Source organism: Maribacter orientalis (assembly GCF_900109345.1).
GTDB classification, from domain to species: Bacteria; Bacteroidota; Bacteroidia; order Flavobacteriales; family Flavobacteriaceae; genus Maribacter; species Maribacter orientalis.
This window is the reverse complement of record NZ_FNZN01000004.1, coordinates 100,291-115,249: the sequence shown is the minus strand read 5'-3', so window position 1 is coordinate 115,249 and position 14,959 is coordinate 100,291. Positions and strand designations below refer to the sequence as shown.

Annotated in this window: 18 protein-coding genes; 17 read left to right on the top strand and 1 reads right to left on the bottom strand. The window is 34.8% G+C overall.

Translation table 11 applies throughout. The annotated features are described in order from the left end of the window. The 3 genes from gcvH to BMY56_RS10200 all read left to right on the top strand — a co-directional run bounded on the left by gcvH (position 1) and on the right by BMY56_RS10200 (position 1,533). Complete coding sequence (gene gcvH, locus BMY56_RS10210) at positions 1–381, top strand: glycine cleavage system protein GcvH (RefSeq protein WP_091623565.1); 381 nt, start codon at positions 1–3, stop codon at positions 379–381. Continuing rightward, positions 374–766 (top strand): VanZ family protein, encoded by a 393-nt coding sequence (locus BMY56_RS10205; RefSeq protein ID WP_143057809.1) that lies wholly within the window; start codon positions 374–376, stop codon positions 764–766. The genes gcvH and BMY56_RS10205 overlap by 8 nt, the downstream gene beginning before the upstream one ends. 62 nt (positions 767–828) lie before the next feature. Further along, complete coding sequence (locus BMY56_RS10200; protein WP_091623559.1) at positions 829–1,533, top strand: energy transducer TonB; 705 nt, start codon at positions 829–831, stop codon at positions 1,531–1,533. A gap of 75 nt (positions 1,534–1,608) precedes the next feature. Here BMY56_RS10200 and BMY56_RS10195 read toward each other — a convergent pair whose 3' ends face one another. Continuing rightward, positions 1,609–2,487 (bottom strand): MBL fold metallo-hydrolase, encoded by an 879-nt coding sequence (locus BMY56_RS10195; protein ID WP_091623557.1) that lies wholly within the window; start codon positions 2,485–2,487, stop codon positions 1,609–1,611. Positions 2,488–2,599: 112 nt separating this feature from the next. Between BMY56_RS10195 and cyoE the strand changes: the two genes are divergently transcribed. From cyoE to BMY56_RS10125, 14 genes are all read left to right on the top strand, one after another. Then, positions 2,600–3,502, top strand: coding sequence for a heme o synthase (gene cyoE, locus BMY56_RS10190; protein WP_091623554.1), 903 nt, complete (start codon positions 2,600–2,602; stop codon positions 3,500–3,502). A 1-nt stretch (position 3,503) separates the two neighbouring features. Then, complete coding sequence (locus tag BMY56_RS10185; RefSeq protein WP_091623551.1) at positions 3,504–4,085, top strand: cytochrome c oxidase subunit 3; 582 nt, start codon at positions 3,504–3,506, stop codon at positions 4,083–4,085. Positions 4,086–4,181: 96 nt separating this feature from the next. Continuing rightward, positions 4,182–5,156, top strand: coding sequence for a cytochrome c oxidase subunit 3 (locus BMY56_RS10180; protein ID WP_091623548.1), 975 nt, complete (start codon positions 4,182–4,184; stop codon positions 5,154–5,156). Between the two features lie 54 nt (positions 5,157–5,210). Continuing rightward, a complete protein-coding gene (locus tag BMY56_RS10175) occupies positions 5,211–5,594 on the top strand; it encodes a cytochrome C oxidase subunit IV family protein (RefSeq protein ID WP_091623545.1) in 384 nt (127 codons plus the stop codon). Between the two features lie 123 nt (positions 5,595–5,717). Next, a complete protein-coding gene (locus BMY56_RS10170; RefSeq protein ID WP_091623543.1) occupies positions 5,718–6,347 on the top strand; it encodes a hypothetical protein in 630 nt (209 codons plus the stop codon). After that, on the top strand, positions 6,347–7,072 hold the full coding sequence (locus BMY56_RS10165) for an SCO family protein (RefSeq protein ID WP_091623538.1): 726 nt from the start codon (positions 6,347–6,349) through the stop codon (positions 7,070–7,072). Before BMY56_RS10170 ends, BMY56_RS10165 begins: the two co-directional genes overlap by 1 nt. Before the next feature lie 10 nt (positions 7,073–7,082). Continuing rightward, positions 7,083–7,616: a DUF420 domain-containing protein gene (locus BMY56_RS10160; RefSeq protein WP_091623536.1), complete on the top strand. Its 534-nt coding sequence runs from the start codon at positions 7,083–7,085 to the stop codon at positions 7,614–7,616. 25 nt (positions 7,617–7,641) lie between these two features. Beyond that, complete coding sequence (locus BMY56_RS10155; RefSeq protein ID WP_317040614.1) at positions 7,642–7,824, top strand: hypothetical protein; 183 nt, start codon at positions 7,642–7,644, stop codon at positions 7,822–7,824. A 111-nt stretch (positions 7,825–7,935) separates the two neighbouring features. Then, positions 7,936–9,183, top strand: coding sequence for an ABC transporter permease (locus BMY56_RS10150; RefSeq protein WP_091623532.1), 1,248 nt, complete (start codon positions 7,936–7,938; stop codon positions 9,181–9,183). Positions 9,184–9,249: 66 nt separating this feature from the next. Further along, positions 9,250–10,506: an ABC transporter permease gene (locus BMY56_RS10145; RefSeq protein WP_091623529.1), complete on the top strand. Its 1,257-nt coding sequence runs from the start codon at positions 9,250–9,252 to the stop codon at positions 10,504–10,506. A gap of 41 nt (positions 10,507–10,547) precedes the next feature. After that, positions 10,548–11,663, top strand: a complete 1,116-nt coding sequence (locus BMY56_RS10140; protein ID WP_091623526.1) for an efflux RND transporter periplasmic adaptor subunit — start codon at positions 10,548–10,550, stop codon at positions 11,661–11,663. Between the two features lie 95 nt (positions 11,664–11,758). Further along, positions 11,759–12,460 (top strand): ABC transporter ATP-binding protein, encoded by a 702-nt coding sequence (locus BMY56_RS10135; protein ID WP_091623522.1) that lies wholly within the window; start codon positions 11,759–11,761, stop codon positions 12,458–12,460. Next, positions 12,453–13,682: an ABC transporter permease gene (locus BMY56_RS10130; protein WP_091623520.1), complete on the top strand. Its 1,230-nt coding sequence runs from the start codon at positions 12,453–12,455 to the stop codon at positions 13,680–13,682. Before BMY56_RS10135 ends, BMY56_RS10130 begins: the two co-directional genes overlap by 8 nt. A gap of 1 nt (position 13,683) precedes the next feature. Continuing rightward, positions 13,684–14,940, top strand: a complete 1,257-nt coding sequence (locus tag BMY56_RS10125) for an ABC transporter permease (protein WP_091623518.1) — start codon at positions 13,684–13,686, stop codon at positions 14,938–14,940. The last annotated feature ends 19 nt before the right edge of the window (positions 14,941–14,959 follow it).

The following is a 14,959-nucleotide window of genomic DNA, read 5'->3' as shown; positions in this document are numbered from 1 at the left end:
ATGAATATACCAGCTGAATTAAAGTATACAAAAGACCACGAATGGGTAAAGATTAACGGTGATATTGCAACCGTAGGTATTACTGATTTTGCCCAAGGTGAACTAGGTGATATTGTTTATGTAGAAGTAGACACCTTAGATGAAACTTTAGAACGTGAAGCAATTTTCGGAACTGTTGAGGCTGTAAAAACTGTTTCAGATTTATTTTCTCCCTTATCTGGTGAAATAATTGAATTCAATGAATCGCTTGAAGATGAGCCAGAAAAAGTTAATTCTGACCCTTATGGTGATGGATGGATGGTGAAAATAAAGTTTAGTGATGCTAGTCAATTAGATGATTTGTTAAGTGATTCGGCATATAAAGAAATTATAGGTGGTTAAAAACCTTGTTTTTAAAGTACTATTCATAAGCTGGATGATGTTTGTAACATTTTTCAGCTTATTTTCTTTTTCAGATGTAGATACTTCTCGGTTCAACATTCCACATATAGACAAGGCGGTTCATTTCACCTTTTATTTTCTAATGGTCGTGTTGGCTTATTTGGCAAAAACCAAGGGAGAATTTAAAACAAATGGGACGCTTAAGCTGCTGTGGTACATCGTTTTATTTGCCATAGTTTACGGCATAATTATTGAAGTGATACAACATATAGCTACCGATGATAGACATGGTGATCCGCTTGACGCATTGGCCAATTCTACCGGAGCTATAGTAGGAATGTTGGTCCTACGATTTTTGTTTTTTCGAAAGTCATCGTTAAAATGAAAATATTAATTGCATTTTTATAGAATATTTAGTTAAATTAGCAATCACTAAAATGAATATATATGGAACCTAAAAAGAATCCTAAGGCGGATTTAACGAAGAACAGTAGTCTTTATTTTGTTATCGGATTGTTCGCGGTAATGCTATTTACTTATGTGGCATTTGAGTGGAAGACTTATGATGAAGTCAATGATTATGATATTTCTATGAATGTGGATGACCTTTTAGATGAGGAGGTTCCTATGACCGAACAGATTAAAACTCCACCACCACCACCACCACCAGCAGCACCTGAAATTATTGAGGTTGTAGAAGATGAAGAAGAGGTTGAAGAAACTGTAATTGAGTCTACTGAAACTAGTCAAGAAGAAGAAATCGTTGAGGTTGACGATGTAATTGTTGATGAAATTGAAGAAGATGTAGATGTACCTTTCGCTGTAATTGAAGATGTACCGATTTTTCCAGGTTGTGAAAATGAGAGCGATAAGAGAGCTTGTTTCAATTCAATGATTCAAAAGCACATTGGTAAAAACTTTCGCTACCCAGAAATAGCACAAGAAATGGGCGTTCAAGGTAGGGTTAGTGTTATGTTCGTTATTCAAAAAGATGGTAGCATCGGTAACATTAGAATGCGTGGGCCAGATAAAAACTTAGAGGCTGAGGCCGCTAGGATTATTGGTAAACTACCGAAAATGACACCTGGTAAGCAAAGAGGTAGAGCAGTACGTGTACCTTTTAGTATTCCAATTAACTTTAAATTACAATAGTTCATAAAGCTATTTTATAATATAAAAAAATCCCGAGCTACTAGCTCGGGATTTTTTTGTTTTTAATGGCTACTACTACTTTTTTAAACTGGTATAAAATGTACTTCTCAATTTTTCAGGATTGATGAAGCCAGTTCCATAATCAGTATCATATGCGCCAGAAATAGAAGTGTCCGTTTTAATTTGCTCTAATGTTTTTCCTGATTCTATTGCTTTTAAAGTGTTATTCTTAATGTTCTCTAACATGGCAATGTAAGTGGTAAGTTCTTTTTTATTCGATGGTCGGCCGTGACCAGGTATTATAACCGTATGGTCATCAATTAGTATTAAAGCCTTCTTTTGTGCGGTAATATAACCATCAACGCTTCCACCGTTATCTAAATCAATATAAGGATAGCGTCCTGAAAAGTAGGTATCACCCATATGCAGGACATTGTTTTTCATGAAATATATCATAGCATCACCATTAGTATGGGCATTATGTACGTGAAATGCCATTATGGTTTCATCGTCTAAATATATTTTAAGCTCTTCAGAAAAACTTATTTCAGGTAAAATGTCTTTACTAAGTTCAGGTTCTTCAATAATTCTCTGTTCTAGGCTTTTTCGAACATTATCTTGGGCAATTAAATTTGTTGTATTGGTGTTGAATTCTGCATTCCCTCCCGTATGGTCCCCGTGCATATGTGTGTTGAATAAATAGGTTATAGGTTTGCTGGTTATTGTTGCTATCGCTTGTTTTATTTTCGGACTTAGTCTCGCAAACTGATCATCGATCATAAATGAGTTGGTCGCATTTACATAGAGTCCGATATTGCCACCTTGCCCAGTAAGCATATATACTTCACTAGTAAGGGTATCTATGGTAATTGTAACTTTATCTTCTTGGCCCAAAGTAATTGTTGAGATAAGCATAAGTGTCGCTAGAGTGTAAATAGATTTTAATTGTTTCATTTTTAAGGGATAAGAAGTTATTTTGAATACTTTCAAATATACTAGAAATAAAGGTTTAAGGTTGCAGAAATATGACTAGGGGGTTATCTTTGCTGATCTATTTAAATGAAATATGAAAACGGCCGTTAGTTCGACAAAAAATAGTGCGCTAGCATTAATTTTTGACGATTTTAAGGAGATTACCAAAGCTAGGTTGGCAATTAGTGTCGTTTTTTCTTCGATTGCGGGGTATTTTTTAGGGGCCTATGAAATTCAATGGGTTCAGGTGTTGTTATTGGCATTTGGAGGGTATTGTATGGTTGGCGCGAGTAACGCATACAATCAAGTTATAGAGAGAGATTTAGATGCTTTAATGAAGCGTACTAAAAATAGGCCTATTCCTACTGGTAGAATTTCTGTCAAGTCAGCAATGACAATGGCAATTGTTTTAACCTTGCTTGGTGTAATGGCATTATATGTATTGAATCCTAAAACGGCAATGTTTGGGGCTATTTCTATATTTCTTTACACCAGTGTTTATACTCCGTTGAAAACTATAACCCCATTGGCGGTTTTTGTTGGCGCTATTCCTGGGGCGATTCCATTTATGCTAGGATGGGTTGCTGCTACTGATGATTTTGGTATAGAGCCAGGAACATTATTTATGATTCAATTTTTTTGGCAATTTCCTCATTTTTGGGCATTAGGATGGATGTTAGATGACGATTACCGAAGTGGTGGATTTAAAATGTTGCCGACCGGTAAAAAAGATACCGCTACTGTACTGCAAATAATCATGTATACGATATGGATGATGGTCGTATCGGTTATACCTGTTTTTGGTATTACGGGTAGATTACAATTATCAGTTATAGCTGCTGTAATTGTATTTTTAATGGGGGCTGTGATGTTGGGCTTTGCCTTTAAGTTATATTCGAAAAGGGACAATGCTTCTGCAAGAAAATTAATGTTAGCAAGCGTCAGTTATATAACTTTGATGCAAATAGTATATGTAATAGATAAATTTTTAGGTTAATATGGATTTGACACAAGGAACGGAGCAAGAGAAAAATGCCAGAGCGAAAAAAATGATGCTTTGGTTTGGAATCGTGAGTTTGTTAATGGGGTTTGCTGGTTGGACAAGTGCTTACATTGTCAGTAGCTCAAGAGAAGATTGGTCTAGTGATGTGTCTTTGCCACAATTTTTTATATATAGCACTATTGTCATTATTATTAGCAGCTTTTGTTATATGTTGGCAAAAAACGCTATTAAAGAAGGGCAGTCTAGTAAGGGTACTCTTTGGTTATGGATAACGTTTGCGTTAGGTATTGCCTTTATTGTACTTCAATTTTCTGGTTTTTCAGAAATGGTAGCGCAGGGATATTATTTTACAGGCCCAACAAGTAGTATAAAAATGTCTTATGTTTTTCTTATCGCCATGGTACATATTGTCCACGTTATAGCGGGAATGATTTCACTATTGGTTGTATTATATAACCAAAGCAAAGGGAAATATAATAAAGAGAATTATTTAGGAGTTACCTTAGGGGCTACTTTTTGGCATTTTTTAGATTTGTTATGGGTCTATTTGGTGATATTTATGACCTTTGTTAAATAAAAAGTGTCTCAAAATAAGTTTTGACTCAAATTGCGCTTTTATATAGTTCAAAAAAATGTAAATTTGCTAAAGTTTTATTAAAACGATAATCAGTATATGGATTCTACGGTGACAACGGGAACGGAAACAAGCGTATGGGGTGGAGGCAATCAACCTTTAGGAGCAAGCTACGGTAAATTAATGATGTGGTTTTTCCTTGTGTCGGATGCGTTAACTTTCTCAGGATTTTTAGCAGCTTACGGCTTTTCAAGATTTAAATTTATAGAAACGTGGCCAATTGCCGATGAGGTATTTACCCACGTTCCATTTTTTCATGGTAATTATCCCATGATTTATGTTGCTTTCATGACCTTTATTTTGATTATGTCATCGGTAACGATGGTATTAGCTGTAGATGCTGGCCATAAAATGAAGCAAAATGCAGTTATTTGGTATATGTTCGCTACCATTATTGGAGGTGCTATCTTCGTTGGTTCACAAGCATGGGAATGGGGAACTTTTATCAAAGGTGATCATGGTGCTCTAGAAACTAAAGGTGGTAGAATCTTACAATTCGTAAAAGCAGATAGTGGGGAAAGAGCTTCATTGTCAGATTTTGCTGTTACAATACCGGGAGAAAGAGTCATACACGAAAGAAAGAATGGTCTGTGGTTCTTTGATGAACCAACATTAACTAGTTTTTCTCTAGAAGAGGTTGTTGAAGGTTTTAAGGCAAATCCTAATATTTTAATTAGAACAGAAGTAATTACTGAAGAAGGTGAGAAAACCCTTTTAGATAGACAAGCTTCATTAAAGAAATTAGCAGATGCAACGCAAGTTGTTGAAGGTGCCAACTTAATTCATAATGAGTATGGTAGCAGGCTATTTGCAGATTTCTTCTTCTTTATAACTGGTTTTCACGGGTTTCACGTTTTTTCTGGTGTAGTGATTAATATTATCATATTCTTTAATGTTATTCTTGGTACATATGAACGAAGAGGACATTATGAAATGGTTGAGAAAATTGGGTTGTACTGGCACTTTGTAGATTTAGTATGGGTATTCGTATTTACCTTTTTCTACCTGGTTTAGTCTTTCTAAAAGATTGTATAATTACGATAGATTTATTTAATAGATTACAGTAAAATGGCACACGGACATAAATTAGAAATTTTTAGAGGACTTGTAAAGTTCAAATCTAACACACAGAAAATTTGGGGAGTATTAGCTTTCTTGACCTTAATTACAGCTGTAGAAGTTGTTCTAGGTATTATGAAGCCAGAAGCTTTAACAGATACGCATGTATTAGGCATGAAGTTGTTAAACTGGATATTCATTATACTTACCTTGGTTAAAGCGTATTATATTGCTTGGGACTTTATGCACTTACGTGATGAAAAGTCTGCCTTAAGAAGAGCTATTGTTTGGACACCAATATTCTTAGTGTTGTATTTAGTATTTATTCTACTGGTTGAAGCAGATTATATATACAACGTATACAGAGATAGCTTTATTTCTTGGAATTTCTAAGCTATTATTAACAGAATTAAAAGACGGTTTTATAACCGTCTTTTTTATTTTTGTATAGTTTCTATTGTAATAGATATTCAATCGGGGTTAACTAATTTGACCGATAATTTTTCTTCTTGATTTATGAAAAAGGCCTTTGTTCTTATTGTCTTGTTTGTGCTTCCAATCGTTGCCTATTTATTTTTTGCTTCTGGGGTCAATAACTTTGGGAAGTTGCCCGTGCTTACCGAGAATGTGAAGGAAATAGATTTTTCAAAAGATATAAGGTTTAAGGATAAAATTACTGTTTTAGGATTTTTGGGCACAAATGTAGATTCGAGAAAAGGAAACGCATTTAATCTAAACCAAAAGATTTATAAACGATTTCATGAATTTAATGATTTTCAGTTTGTAATGGTTGTACCAAATGGTACTGAAGATAAAGTAGATGAGATTAAAAAAGAGCTTACCACCTTGTCTGAAATTGACAAATGGAATTTCGTATTTGCCACTCAAGAGGAAATAATGGCCTTATATTCTAGCCTTAAAACAGATATTCAATTAGATGATAGATTGGGTACTTCTTATGTTTTTATAATTGATAAAAATTTTAAGCTTAGAGGTAGGACTAAAGATGAGGATGAAGGCACGAAATACGGTTTCAATTCAAATTCTGTTGCTGATTTGAACAATAAAATGGTAGATGATATAAAGATAGTTTTGGCAGAATATCGTCTTGCCTTAAAAAAGAATAATACCGAAAGAATTAAGTGATGAATAAGAAGTATACGTATGTCTGGGTATCATTAATAATTCTAATTTTTGGTATAATTGTTATTCCACGAATAGTAGAAAGATTATCATCAAATACGGTTGTAGAAAACGACCGTCTTAATGTATCCGTTCAAAATGATAAATTGGGTTATATTTTATTAGATGGTAAAAAGCGAAAAGTGCCATCATTTGAATTTATCAATCAAGATAGTATTGTAGTTAGTGATAAGGATTATTTAGGTAAAGTTTATGTAGTAGATTTCTTTTTTACAAGATGCCCTAGTATATGTCCAGTAATGACTACTAACCTTGTTGATATACAAAGGAATTTTAAGGGAAATAAAAATTTCGGTATTGCTTCATTTAGTATCACTCCAGAGTTTGATACACCACAGGTATTAAGAACCTATGCCGAGAAATATAAAATTCAAAAATCTGGTTGGAATTTATTGACGGGTGATAAGGATGCTGTATATGAATTGGCAAATGCTGGTTTCAATATATTTGCTGCAGAAATGCCAGATGTTCCAGGGGGTTTTGAACATTCTGGGTTGTTTGCATTGGTAGATAAGGAAGGCTATATAAGGTCTAGAAAAGATGAATTTGGAAATCCTATAGTGTACTATAGAGGAGCTATTTTAGAGAAAGACGGGGCTAATGATCAAGGCGAGCCCGAAGAGATAGGTATTTTAAAAAGTGATATTCAAAAGTTGTTAAAAGAGTAAAGTCATAAATATGCAAGTGAACGTGTCAGACGAACGAAAATTTAATCGATTGATAACAGTGGTTTCAATTGTTATTCCTGTGGTAGTTGCTATACTTTTTGGAGTTAAAATTCCTAATGTAGAACCACTGTCGTTCTTGCCTCCAATCTATGCGACTATAAATGGCGTTACTGCTGTTTTATTATTGGTAGCTGTATGGGCAATTAAAAATGGTAATGAGAAACTTCATCAAAATTTAATGACAACAAACATAGTTTTGTCATTGTTGTTTCTGATAATGTATATTGCATATCATATGACTTCAGACTCTACTTCTTTTGGTGGTGAAGGTGTTATTCGTTACGTATATTATTTTATATTAATAACACATATCGTATTGTCTATTGCATTAATTCCTCTTGTTCTGCGTACCTATTCAATGGCCTATTTAAAGAAATTCGAAGACCATAAAGCATTGGCGAAATATACTTTTCCTGTTTGGTTGTATGTTGCAATTACTGGTGTCGTGGTCTACCTAATGATATCACCTTACTATGTATACTAAACGGACAATATTTATACTTATAGCGATGCTTATAGTAGTGCCATTTGATGCAGAAGCACAATGTGCCATGTGTAGAGCGGTATTAGAAAGTGAATCGTCTGGTAAAGCTGCCGAAGGTATAAATAACGGTATTGTTTATTTGATGGCAATACCCTATGTTTTGGTCGCCGGATTGTTCTATTTTATCTATAGAAAAATGCGGACATAAACTAATTTTTGTAATTTTTACATTAATAGTGTAACATTCTTGCGTCTGGTTAGTCTTATGATTGTGTGATATTTAAATTGCATTCATCAATCAATCAAATTAATCAATCTCATGTTCGATCTAGAACGTTGGCAGGAAATCTTCGATACTATTCGCAAAAATAAATTGCGAACTTTTCTCACGGGACTTTCCGTGGCTTCAGGAATATTTATTTTGGTTATTTTATTGGGTTTCGGGCAAGGAATGCAAAATGGTATTGCCAAAGAATTTGAACAAGATGCAGCAACTAGTGTTTGGGTTTGGCCTGGTGTTACCACAATTGAATTTAAAGGGATGAACCCTGGTAGACCTATTCAATTACGAAATGAGAATTATGAGTTTGCAGCTACTTTATTAGAAGACCAAATAGAGAATAAGTCGCCAAGAATATTCGTGCGAAATTCATTTGTCAACTACGGTAATGAATCTTTAGCATATAATGTACAAGGCGTATCTCATCAATTTCAATTCATAGAGAATGAATTTATTTCGCAAGGTAGATTTTTGAATCAGCAAGATGAAGATACTAGGGCAAAGGTTGCCATTATCAGCAACAAAATAAATCGAGAAGTATTTAAAGAATTGGAAAGTCCTGTAGGAGAGGTTTTAGATATATCTGGTATATCTTTTAAAATTGTCGGGGTGTATGGTGATATTGGCGGTGAACGTGAAGAAGACCGTATTTATATTCCTATAAGTACCGCACAACAAGTTTTTAATGGGGCAGATAAATTGAACAACTTGTCCTATACATTACCGCCAGTAGAAGATTTTGAAGCTGCGGTGGCACAATCTATCAAGTTTAAGAACGACCTTAAATCTTACCTACAAAAAGCACATACCGTAGCTCCTGATGACACAAGTGCCATTCAGATTTATAATCCTATGGAAGAAGCTAAGCGCTTTTATTCCCTAATGGGCGGAATCAAATTTTTCTTTTGGTTTGTAGGGGTGTGTACAATTATTGCCGGTATTGTTGGGGTAAGTAATATTATGCTAATAGTAGTGAAAGAACGAACTAGAGAAATCGGTATTCGAAAAGCATTGGGAGCTAAACCTTGGTCGATTGTTGGAATGATTTTGCATGAAGCTATTTTCATCACTGCAATCGCTGGATTTACCGGACTTATTTTAAGTATGGGATTATTGGAGATTGTAGGCCCACATGTTGAAGTAGATTATGTGCTTAACCCTTCGGTTGATTTTAACGTTGCGCTTACCACTGTTTTTGTTTTGATTTTTGCAGGTGCCGTGGCTGGTTTTTTTCCTGCATGGCGTGCGGCCAAGATTCAGGTTATTGAAGCTTTAAGGGATCAATGATATAGAAGTTATTCATTTATATGATGGTATTATGGCAGTTGTACCAATAATTAATAAAACTTAAGCATGTTCAACAAAGACCGTTGGAAAGAAATAATGGAAGTTTTGTCTAGCAATGTTTTTAGAACATTAGCTACTTCTTTTGGTGTGGGTTGGGGTGTATTTATTTTAATTATACTACTTGCAGCGGGAAAAGGATTGGAAAATGGTATTCGGGCAGATTTTGGTGATATTGCCACCAATACCATGTTTATGTGGTCTAGAAATACTACAATACCCTATAAAGGATTACCAAAAGGTAGACGCTTTAATTTTAAATTAGAAGATGTACAGGCTATAAAGGACAACGTGCCGAACCTTCGGTTTATATCTCCTAGAAATCAATTAGGAGGTTTTGGTGGTGGTAATAATGTTGTACGAGGTTTAAAAACAGGTGCTTTTAATGTGTATGGCGATTATCCGCAGATTATACGGCAAGAGCCAATGACAATTACTTCAGGCAGGTTTCTTAATCAAAATGATATTGAGGAAAAACGCAAAATCGCTATCATCGGCGATGGGGTAAAAAATGAACTATATGGGCAAGGTGAAAATGTTATAGGTACATACGTAATTATACAAGGTGTCAATTTTATGGTGGTAGGTACCTATCAGAAGAAAAGTGATGGCGGTGGTGAAGAAGGCCAAAAAGAAATATTTGTTCCCTTTACGGCTTTTTCACAAGCATTTAATACAGCTAATGATGTAGGTTGGATGGCAATTACGGCTAAAGATGGTAGTTCAATTTCTAATTTAAAAGAAAAAATTGTAGATGTTGTTAAAGAGAGCCGTAAGATTCATCCAGATGATAAGCGTGCCGTTGGCTATTTTGATTTATACGAACAATTCAATAGGGTAGAAAGCTTGTTTGGAGCATTGCGTTGGGTTGCATATTTTGTAGGTGTTCTGGTATTATTATCGGGCATTATAGGGGTAAGCAATATTATGTTGATAGTTATTAAGGAGCGAACCAAAGAAATTGGTATTAGAAGGGCATTGGGAGAAGCACCTTGGTCTATCAAAAAACAAATTCTTATGGAATCTATATTTCTAACCATTATATCAGGTATGGTTGGTATAATTTTCGGAGCGGTATTTATATATGGGGTAAATGCAGTGCTCGATTCTGTAGGTCCAGTAGATATGTTTGTAAACCCCAGTGTAAGTTTGGGTGTGGTAGTAAGCGCATTGGTCATTTTAATATTCTCTGGATTGTTAGCTGGCTTTATACCTGCTCAAAGTGCTATTAAAATAAGACCTATTGAGGCATTAAGAACAGAATAAATAAATTTATTAATCAGAAAAATATATAACCAATCAAAAAAATGAAAAAATCAACAACAATTATCATTCTACTAATCATAGTATTAGCATTTGGCGGTTCTATGTATTATTTATATCAAAAGAACGCAGAGGATCCGGTTGTTTATTTAACTGAGGAACCTTCGAAACAGACAATCATTAAAAAAACGATGGCCACCGGAAGTATACTTCCGTTAGAGGAGGTTTTAATTAAGCCGAATATATCTGGAGTTATTGAAGAGATCTTTGTTGAAGGTGGCGATTATGTAAAATCTGGTGATTTGCTTTGCACTATTAAGGTTGTTCCCAATCTTAATGCTCTGAATGATGCAAGAAATACTATTGACGAAACTAAAATTAATTTAGATGATCAACTACGGAATTTTGGGCGTCAAAAAGGACTGTTCGATAAAGGTGTAATATCAAAAGTGGATTTGGAAAGGGCAGAGGTAACTTATAATCAGGCAAAACAATCATATGCTGCGGCCAATAAGCGATATGATATTGTAAAAACAGGAACAACTGCCGGTTATGGTAATGCAGCCAATACTCAAATTAGAGCAACGGTTAGTGGTATGGTTTTAGAAGTACCGGTAGAAGTGGGTAATCAGGTAATTGAAAGTAATAATTTTAATGAAGGAACTACCATTGCTGCCATAGCAGATGTTGATAAAATGATTTTTGAAGGAAAGGTTGATGAGTCTGAAGTTGGTAAAATCAAAGAAGACCTTCCATTAGAAATAACTGTAGGAGCAATCGAAAATAAGATTTTTGATGCCGTATTAGATTATATAGCTCCAAAAGGAAATGAGGAAAATGGTGCAATACAATTTGAAATTAAAGGAACTCTGAAAAAGCAAGATTCAATATTTATTAGAGCCGGATTAAGTGCCAATGCATCTATAATATTGGCCCGTGCCGATAATGTTTTAGCGGTTAAGGAAGCTTTGATTCAGTTTGATGATAAGACTAAAAAACCGTTTGTAGAAATTGAAAATGGGAAGCAGCAGTTTGAGCGAAGAGATATTGAACTGGGAATTAGTGATGGAATATATGTACAGATTAATTCTGGTATAAAAGAGGGCGAGAAAATAAAAGTTTGGAACGAGGTTAAGCCAGATGTATTAGCAGAAAATTAAAAAAGCAAAAAAATAAATCAATTGATGTAACAATTTAAACACTGGCTAGTCTAATGCATAGACAGTGTAGAAAATTGTCCAAAACAACAACCAACATGATTCAAATTAAAAATCTTCATAAGTCCTATAAAATGGGCAAAAATTCACTTCACGTACTTAAGGGAATAAATTTTAATGTTGAGGAGGGTGAATTGGTAGCTATTATGGGCTCCTCTGGTTCAGGTAAATCTACGTTATTGAATATTCTGGGTATGCTGGATAGTTTGGATTCTGGCGAATACATCTTGGATAATGTGCCTATTAAGGATCTTAATGAGACTAAAGCCGCTCGTTACCGAAACAAGTTTTTGGGGTTTGTATTTCAATCGTTCAACCTAATCAATTATAAAAGTGCCGCGGAAAATGTTGCGTTACCGTTATATTACCAAAAAGTACCTCGAAAAGAACGTCAAGAAAAGGCTCTTAAATATTTAGAACAGGTAGGGTTAAAGGAATGGGCAACACATTTACCTAGTGAACTTTCTGGTGGTCAAAAGCAACGTGTAGCAATTGCAAGGGCAATGGCCGCAGAACCTAAAGTGCTATTGGCCGATGAGCCAACTGGTGCCTTGGATAGTACAACTTCTTATGAGGTGATGGATTTAATTCAGAAAATTAATGATCAAGGGAATACTATTTTAATAGTTACCCACGAACCAGATATTGCTGCTATGTGCAAGCGTATCGTGCATTTAAAGGATGGTATTATTATAGAGGACAAGAAAATTGAACAGGTAAGAGCAGCGAAATATGTTTGATAGAGACATTTGGCAAGAGATTTACCATAGCATCAGCAATAACAAGTTAAGAACTTTTTTAACTGGTTTTTCTGTGGGTTGGGGAATCTTTATTCTGGTAATGCTTTTAGCTTCTGTAAATGGAATGCAGAATGGCTTTACGTCACAGTTTAGTGATGATGCCACAAATTCTATTTTTATACGAACGGGTACAACTTCTTTGGCGTATGGTGGTTTTGAGGCAGGAAGAAGAATTCAACTTACCAATGATGATATCGAATATATTAAAAGAAGTTTCCCTAATGATGTAGAGTATATAAGTCCAAGAGTTTTTCAAAACACATCGGCACGCTATAAAAGTGAAACTGGCAGCTATAATGTTCAAGCAGTTTATCCCGATCATCAAGCAATAGAAAAGACCATTGTTAATAAAGGCAGGTTCATAAATATAAATGACTTGCTCAATGCCTCCAAAGTTGCCGTAATTGGTAGAAAAGTAGAGGAAGATTTATTTAAGAATGAAGATGCCATTGGCAAGTTTGTTGAGTTTAACGGACTTCCTTTTAGAGTAATTGGAACCTTCACCGACGATGGTGATGATAATGCAGAGCGTAATATTTATGCGCCAACTAGTACATTTCAGAAAATGTATGGTCAAACAAATCACATAGATCAAATAGCGTTGACCTATAATCCTGAATACAATCTTACCAAAGCGTTAGAATTTTCAGACCGATTAGAAAGTGTTTTTAGACGTAGGTTTAAAATTGCTCCGCAAGATCAAGCAGGTATTCGAATTTTCAATTATGCCGAGGTCTTTGAAGATATCAGCAATTTTACGGGAGGTTTGGATATTGCAGTGATTATTGTAGGACTTTTAATCCTTCTTTCTGGTATAGTAGGAATCGGTAATATTATGGTATTCATAATAAAGGAACGTACAAAAGAAATAGGTGTTCGTAAAGCACTAGGTGCCGAACCTTGGTCAATAATTAAACTAGTATTGTTCGAATCTGTTTTTATAACTGCTTTGTCAGGTTTTATAGGTTTGGCTATTGCAACAGGGTTATTGGCTATTATAGGTCCAAATATTAAATCTGGGGCTTTTGCAAATCCGTCGGTAAGTATGTCAATAGTAGTAACTGCAACAATAATATTAATTGTAGCGGGTGTTTTAGCGGGATTAATTCCTGCGATGAAAGCAGCAAAGGTTAAACCAATTGTAGCACTAAGCGATAAATAATATGTGGATATTAGATAGAGATTTATGGTCTGAGATTTTTGCCACACTAGGTAAGAACATGTTTCGAACATTTTTAACGATGTTAGGGGTTATTATCGCTATGATAATTCTCGTTCTCTTATTGGGAGGTGCTAACGGAATGAGTAATGGATTTCAGAAGATATTTGCCGGTACAGCTTCCAATAGTCTATTTATTTGGAGCCAAAGCACATCTGAACCATACAAAGGTTTTGAAAGAGGGCGCAGAATTCAATTCAAATTAGAAGATGCAACCATTTTAAAAGAGCAGATTGAAGAAATAGAAGTATTGGCACCACGTATAGAACTTGGTAGTCATAGGGGTGTAGTGACGGTATATAGAAAAGGACTTACTAGTGGTTCAGCGGTATATGGGGATTATCCTAATATCGATGACATCATGAAAAAGAAGTTGGTTGCTGGGCGTTTCTTAAATGAGAACGACATGACCGATGCAAAAAAGGTCTGTGTAATTGGTGAAGAAACCTACAAGCTTCTATTCGAAAAGGGGGAAACTGCAGTTGGTGAAGATGTTCGAATAAATGGAGTATTCTTTAATATTGTCGGTATATATAAACCAAACCAGAATATAAATATTGACGGTGAAAATTCGGTATATATTCCATTTTCTACATTTCAGAAAGCATTTGGATCAGGAGATAGAATGGGTTGGATGGCAATTTCAGTTCGAGAAGATACTAAAGTACCCATTGTTGAAAGTAAAATTAAAGGTTTGTTGAAAAACAAATATGATATCAACCCTATAGATGAACGAGCAATTGGAAGTTTTGACCTCTCAGAGGTTTTTAATAATGTTTCTGCCTTTACCGGTGTATTGCAAGGGGTATCATTTTTTGTTGGAATTTTAACTCTCTTGGCAGGTGTAATCGCAATTAGTAATATCCTTTTGATTACTGTTAAGGAGCGTACTAAAGAGATAGGAATTCGAAGAGCTTTGGGTGCTACGCCTAAAGTGGTTAAACGTCAAATAGTTTTAGAATCTATTGTAATTACTGTGTTTGCTGGTTTTGTTGGTTTTGCTATTGCAGTAGGATTTCTGGCGATTGCTAACAATATGATAGGAGATAATAGTGATTTGCCATTTTATAATTTAATGATAAGCATCCCCCAATTTTTAACATCCTTTATTTTAATGATCGGCCTTAGTGTTTTAATAGGTTTAATTCCTGCTAATAGAGCCATTAGAATTAAACCGATTGATGCATTAAGAGAAGAGTAACAAACCAAATAGAGAAGAA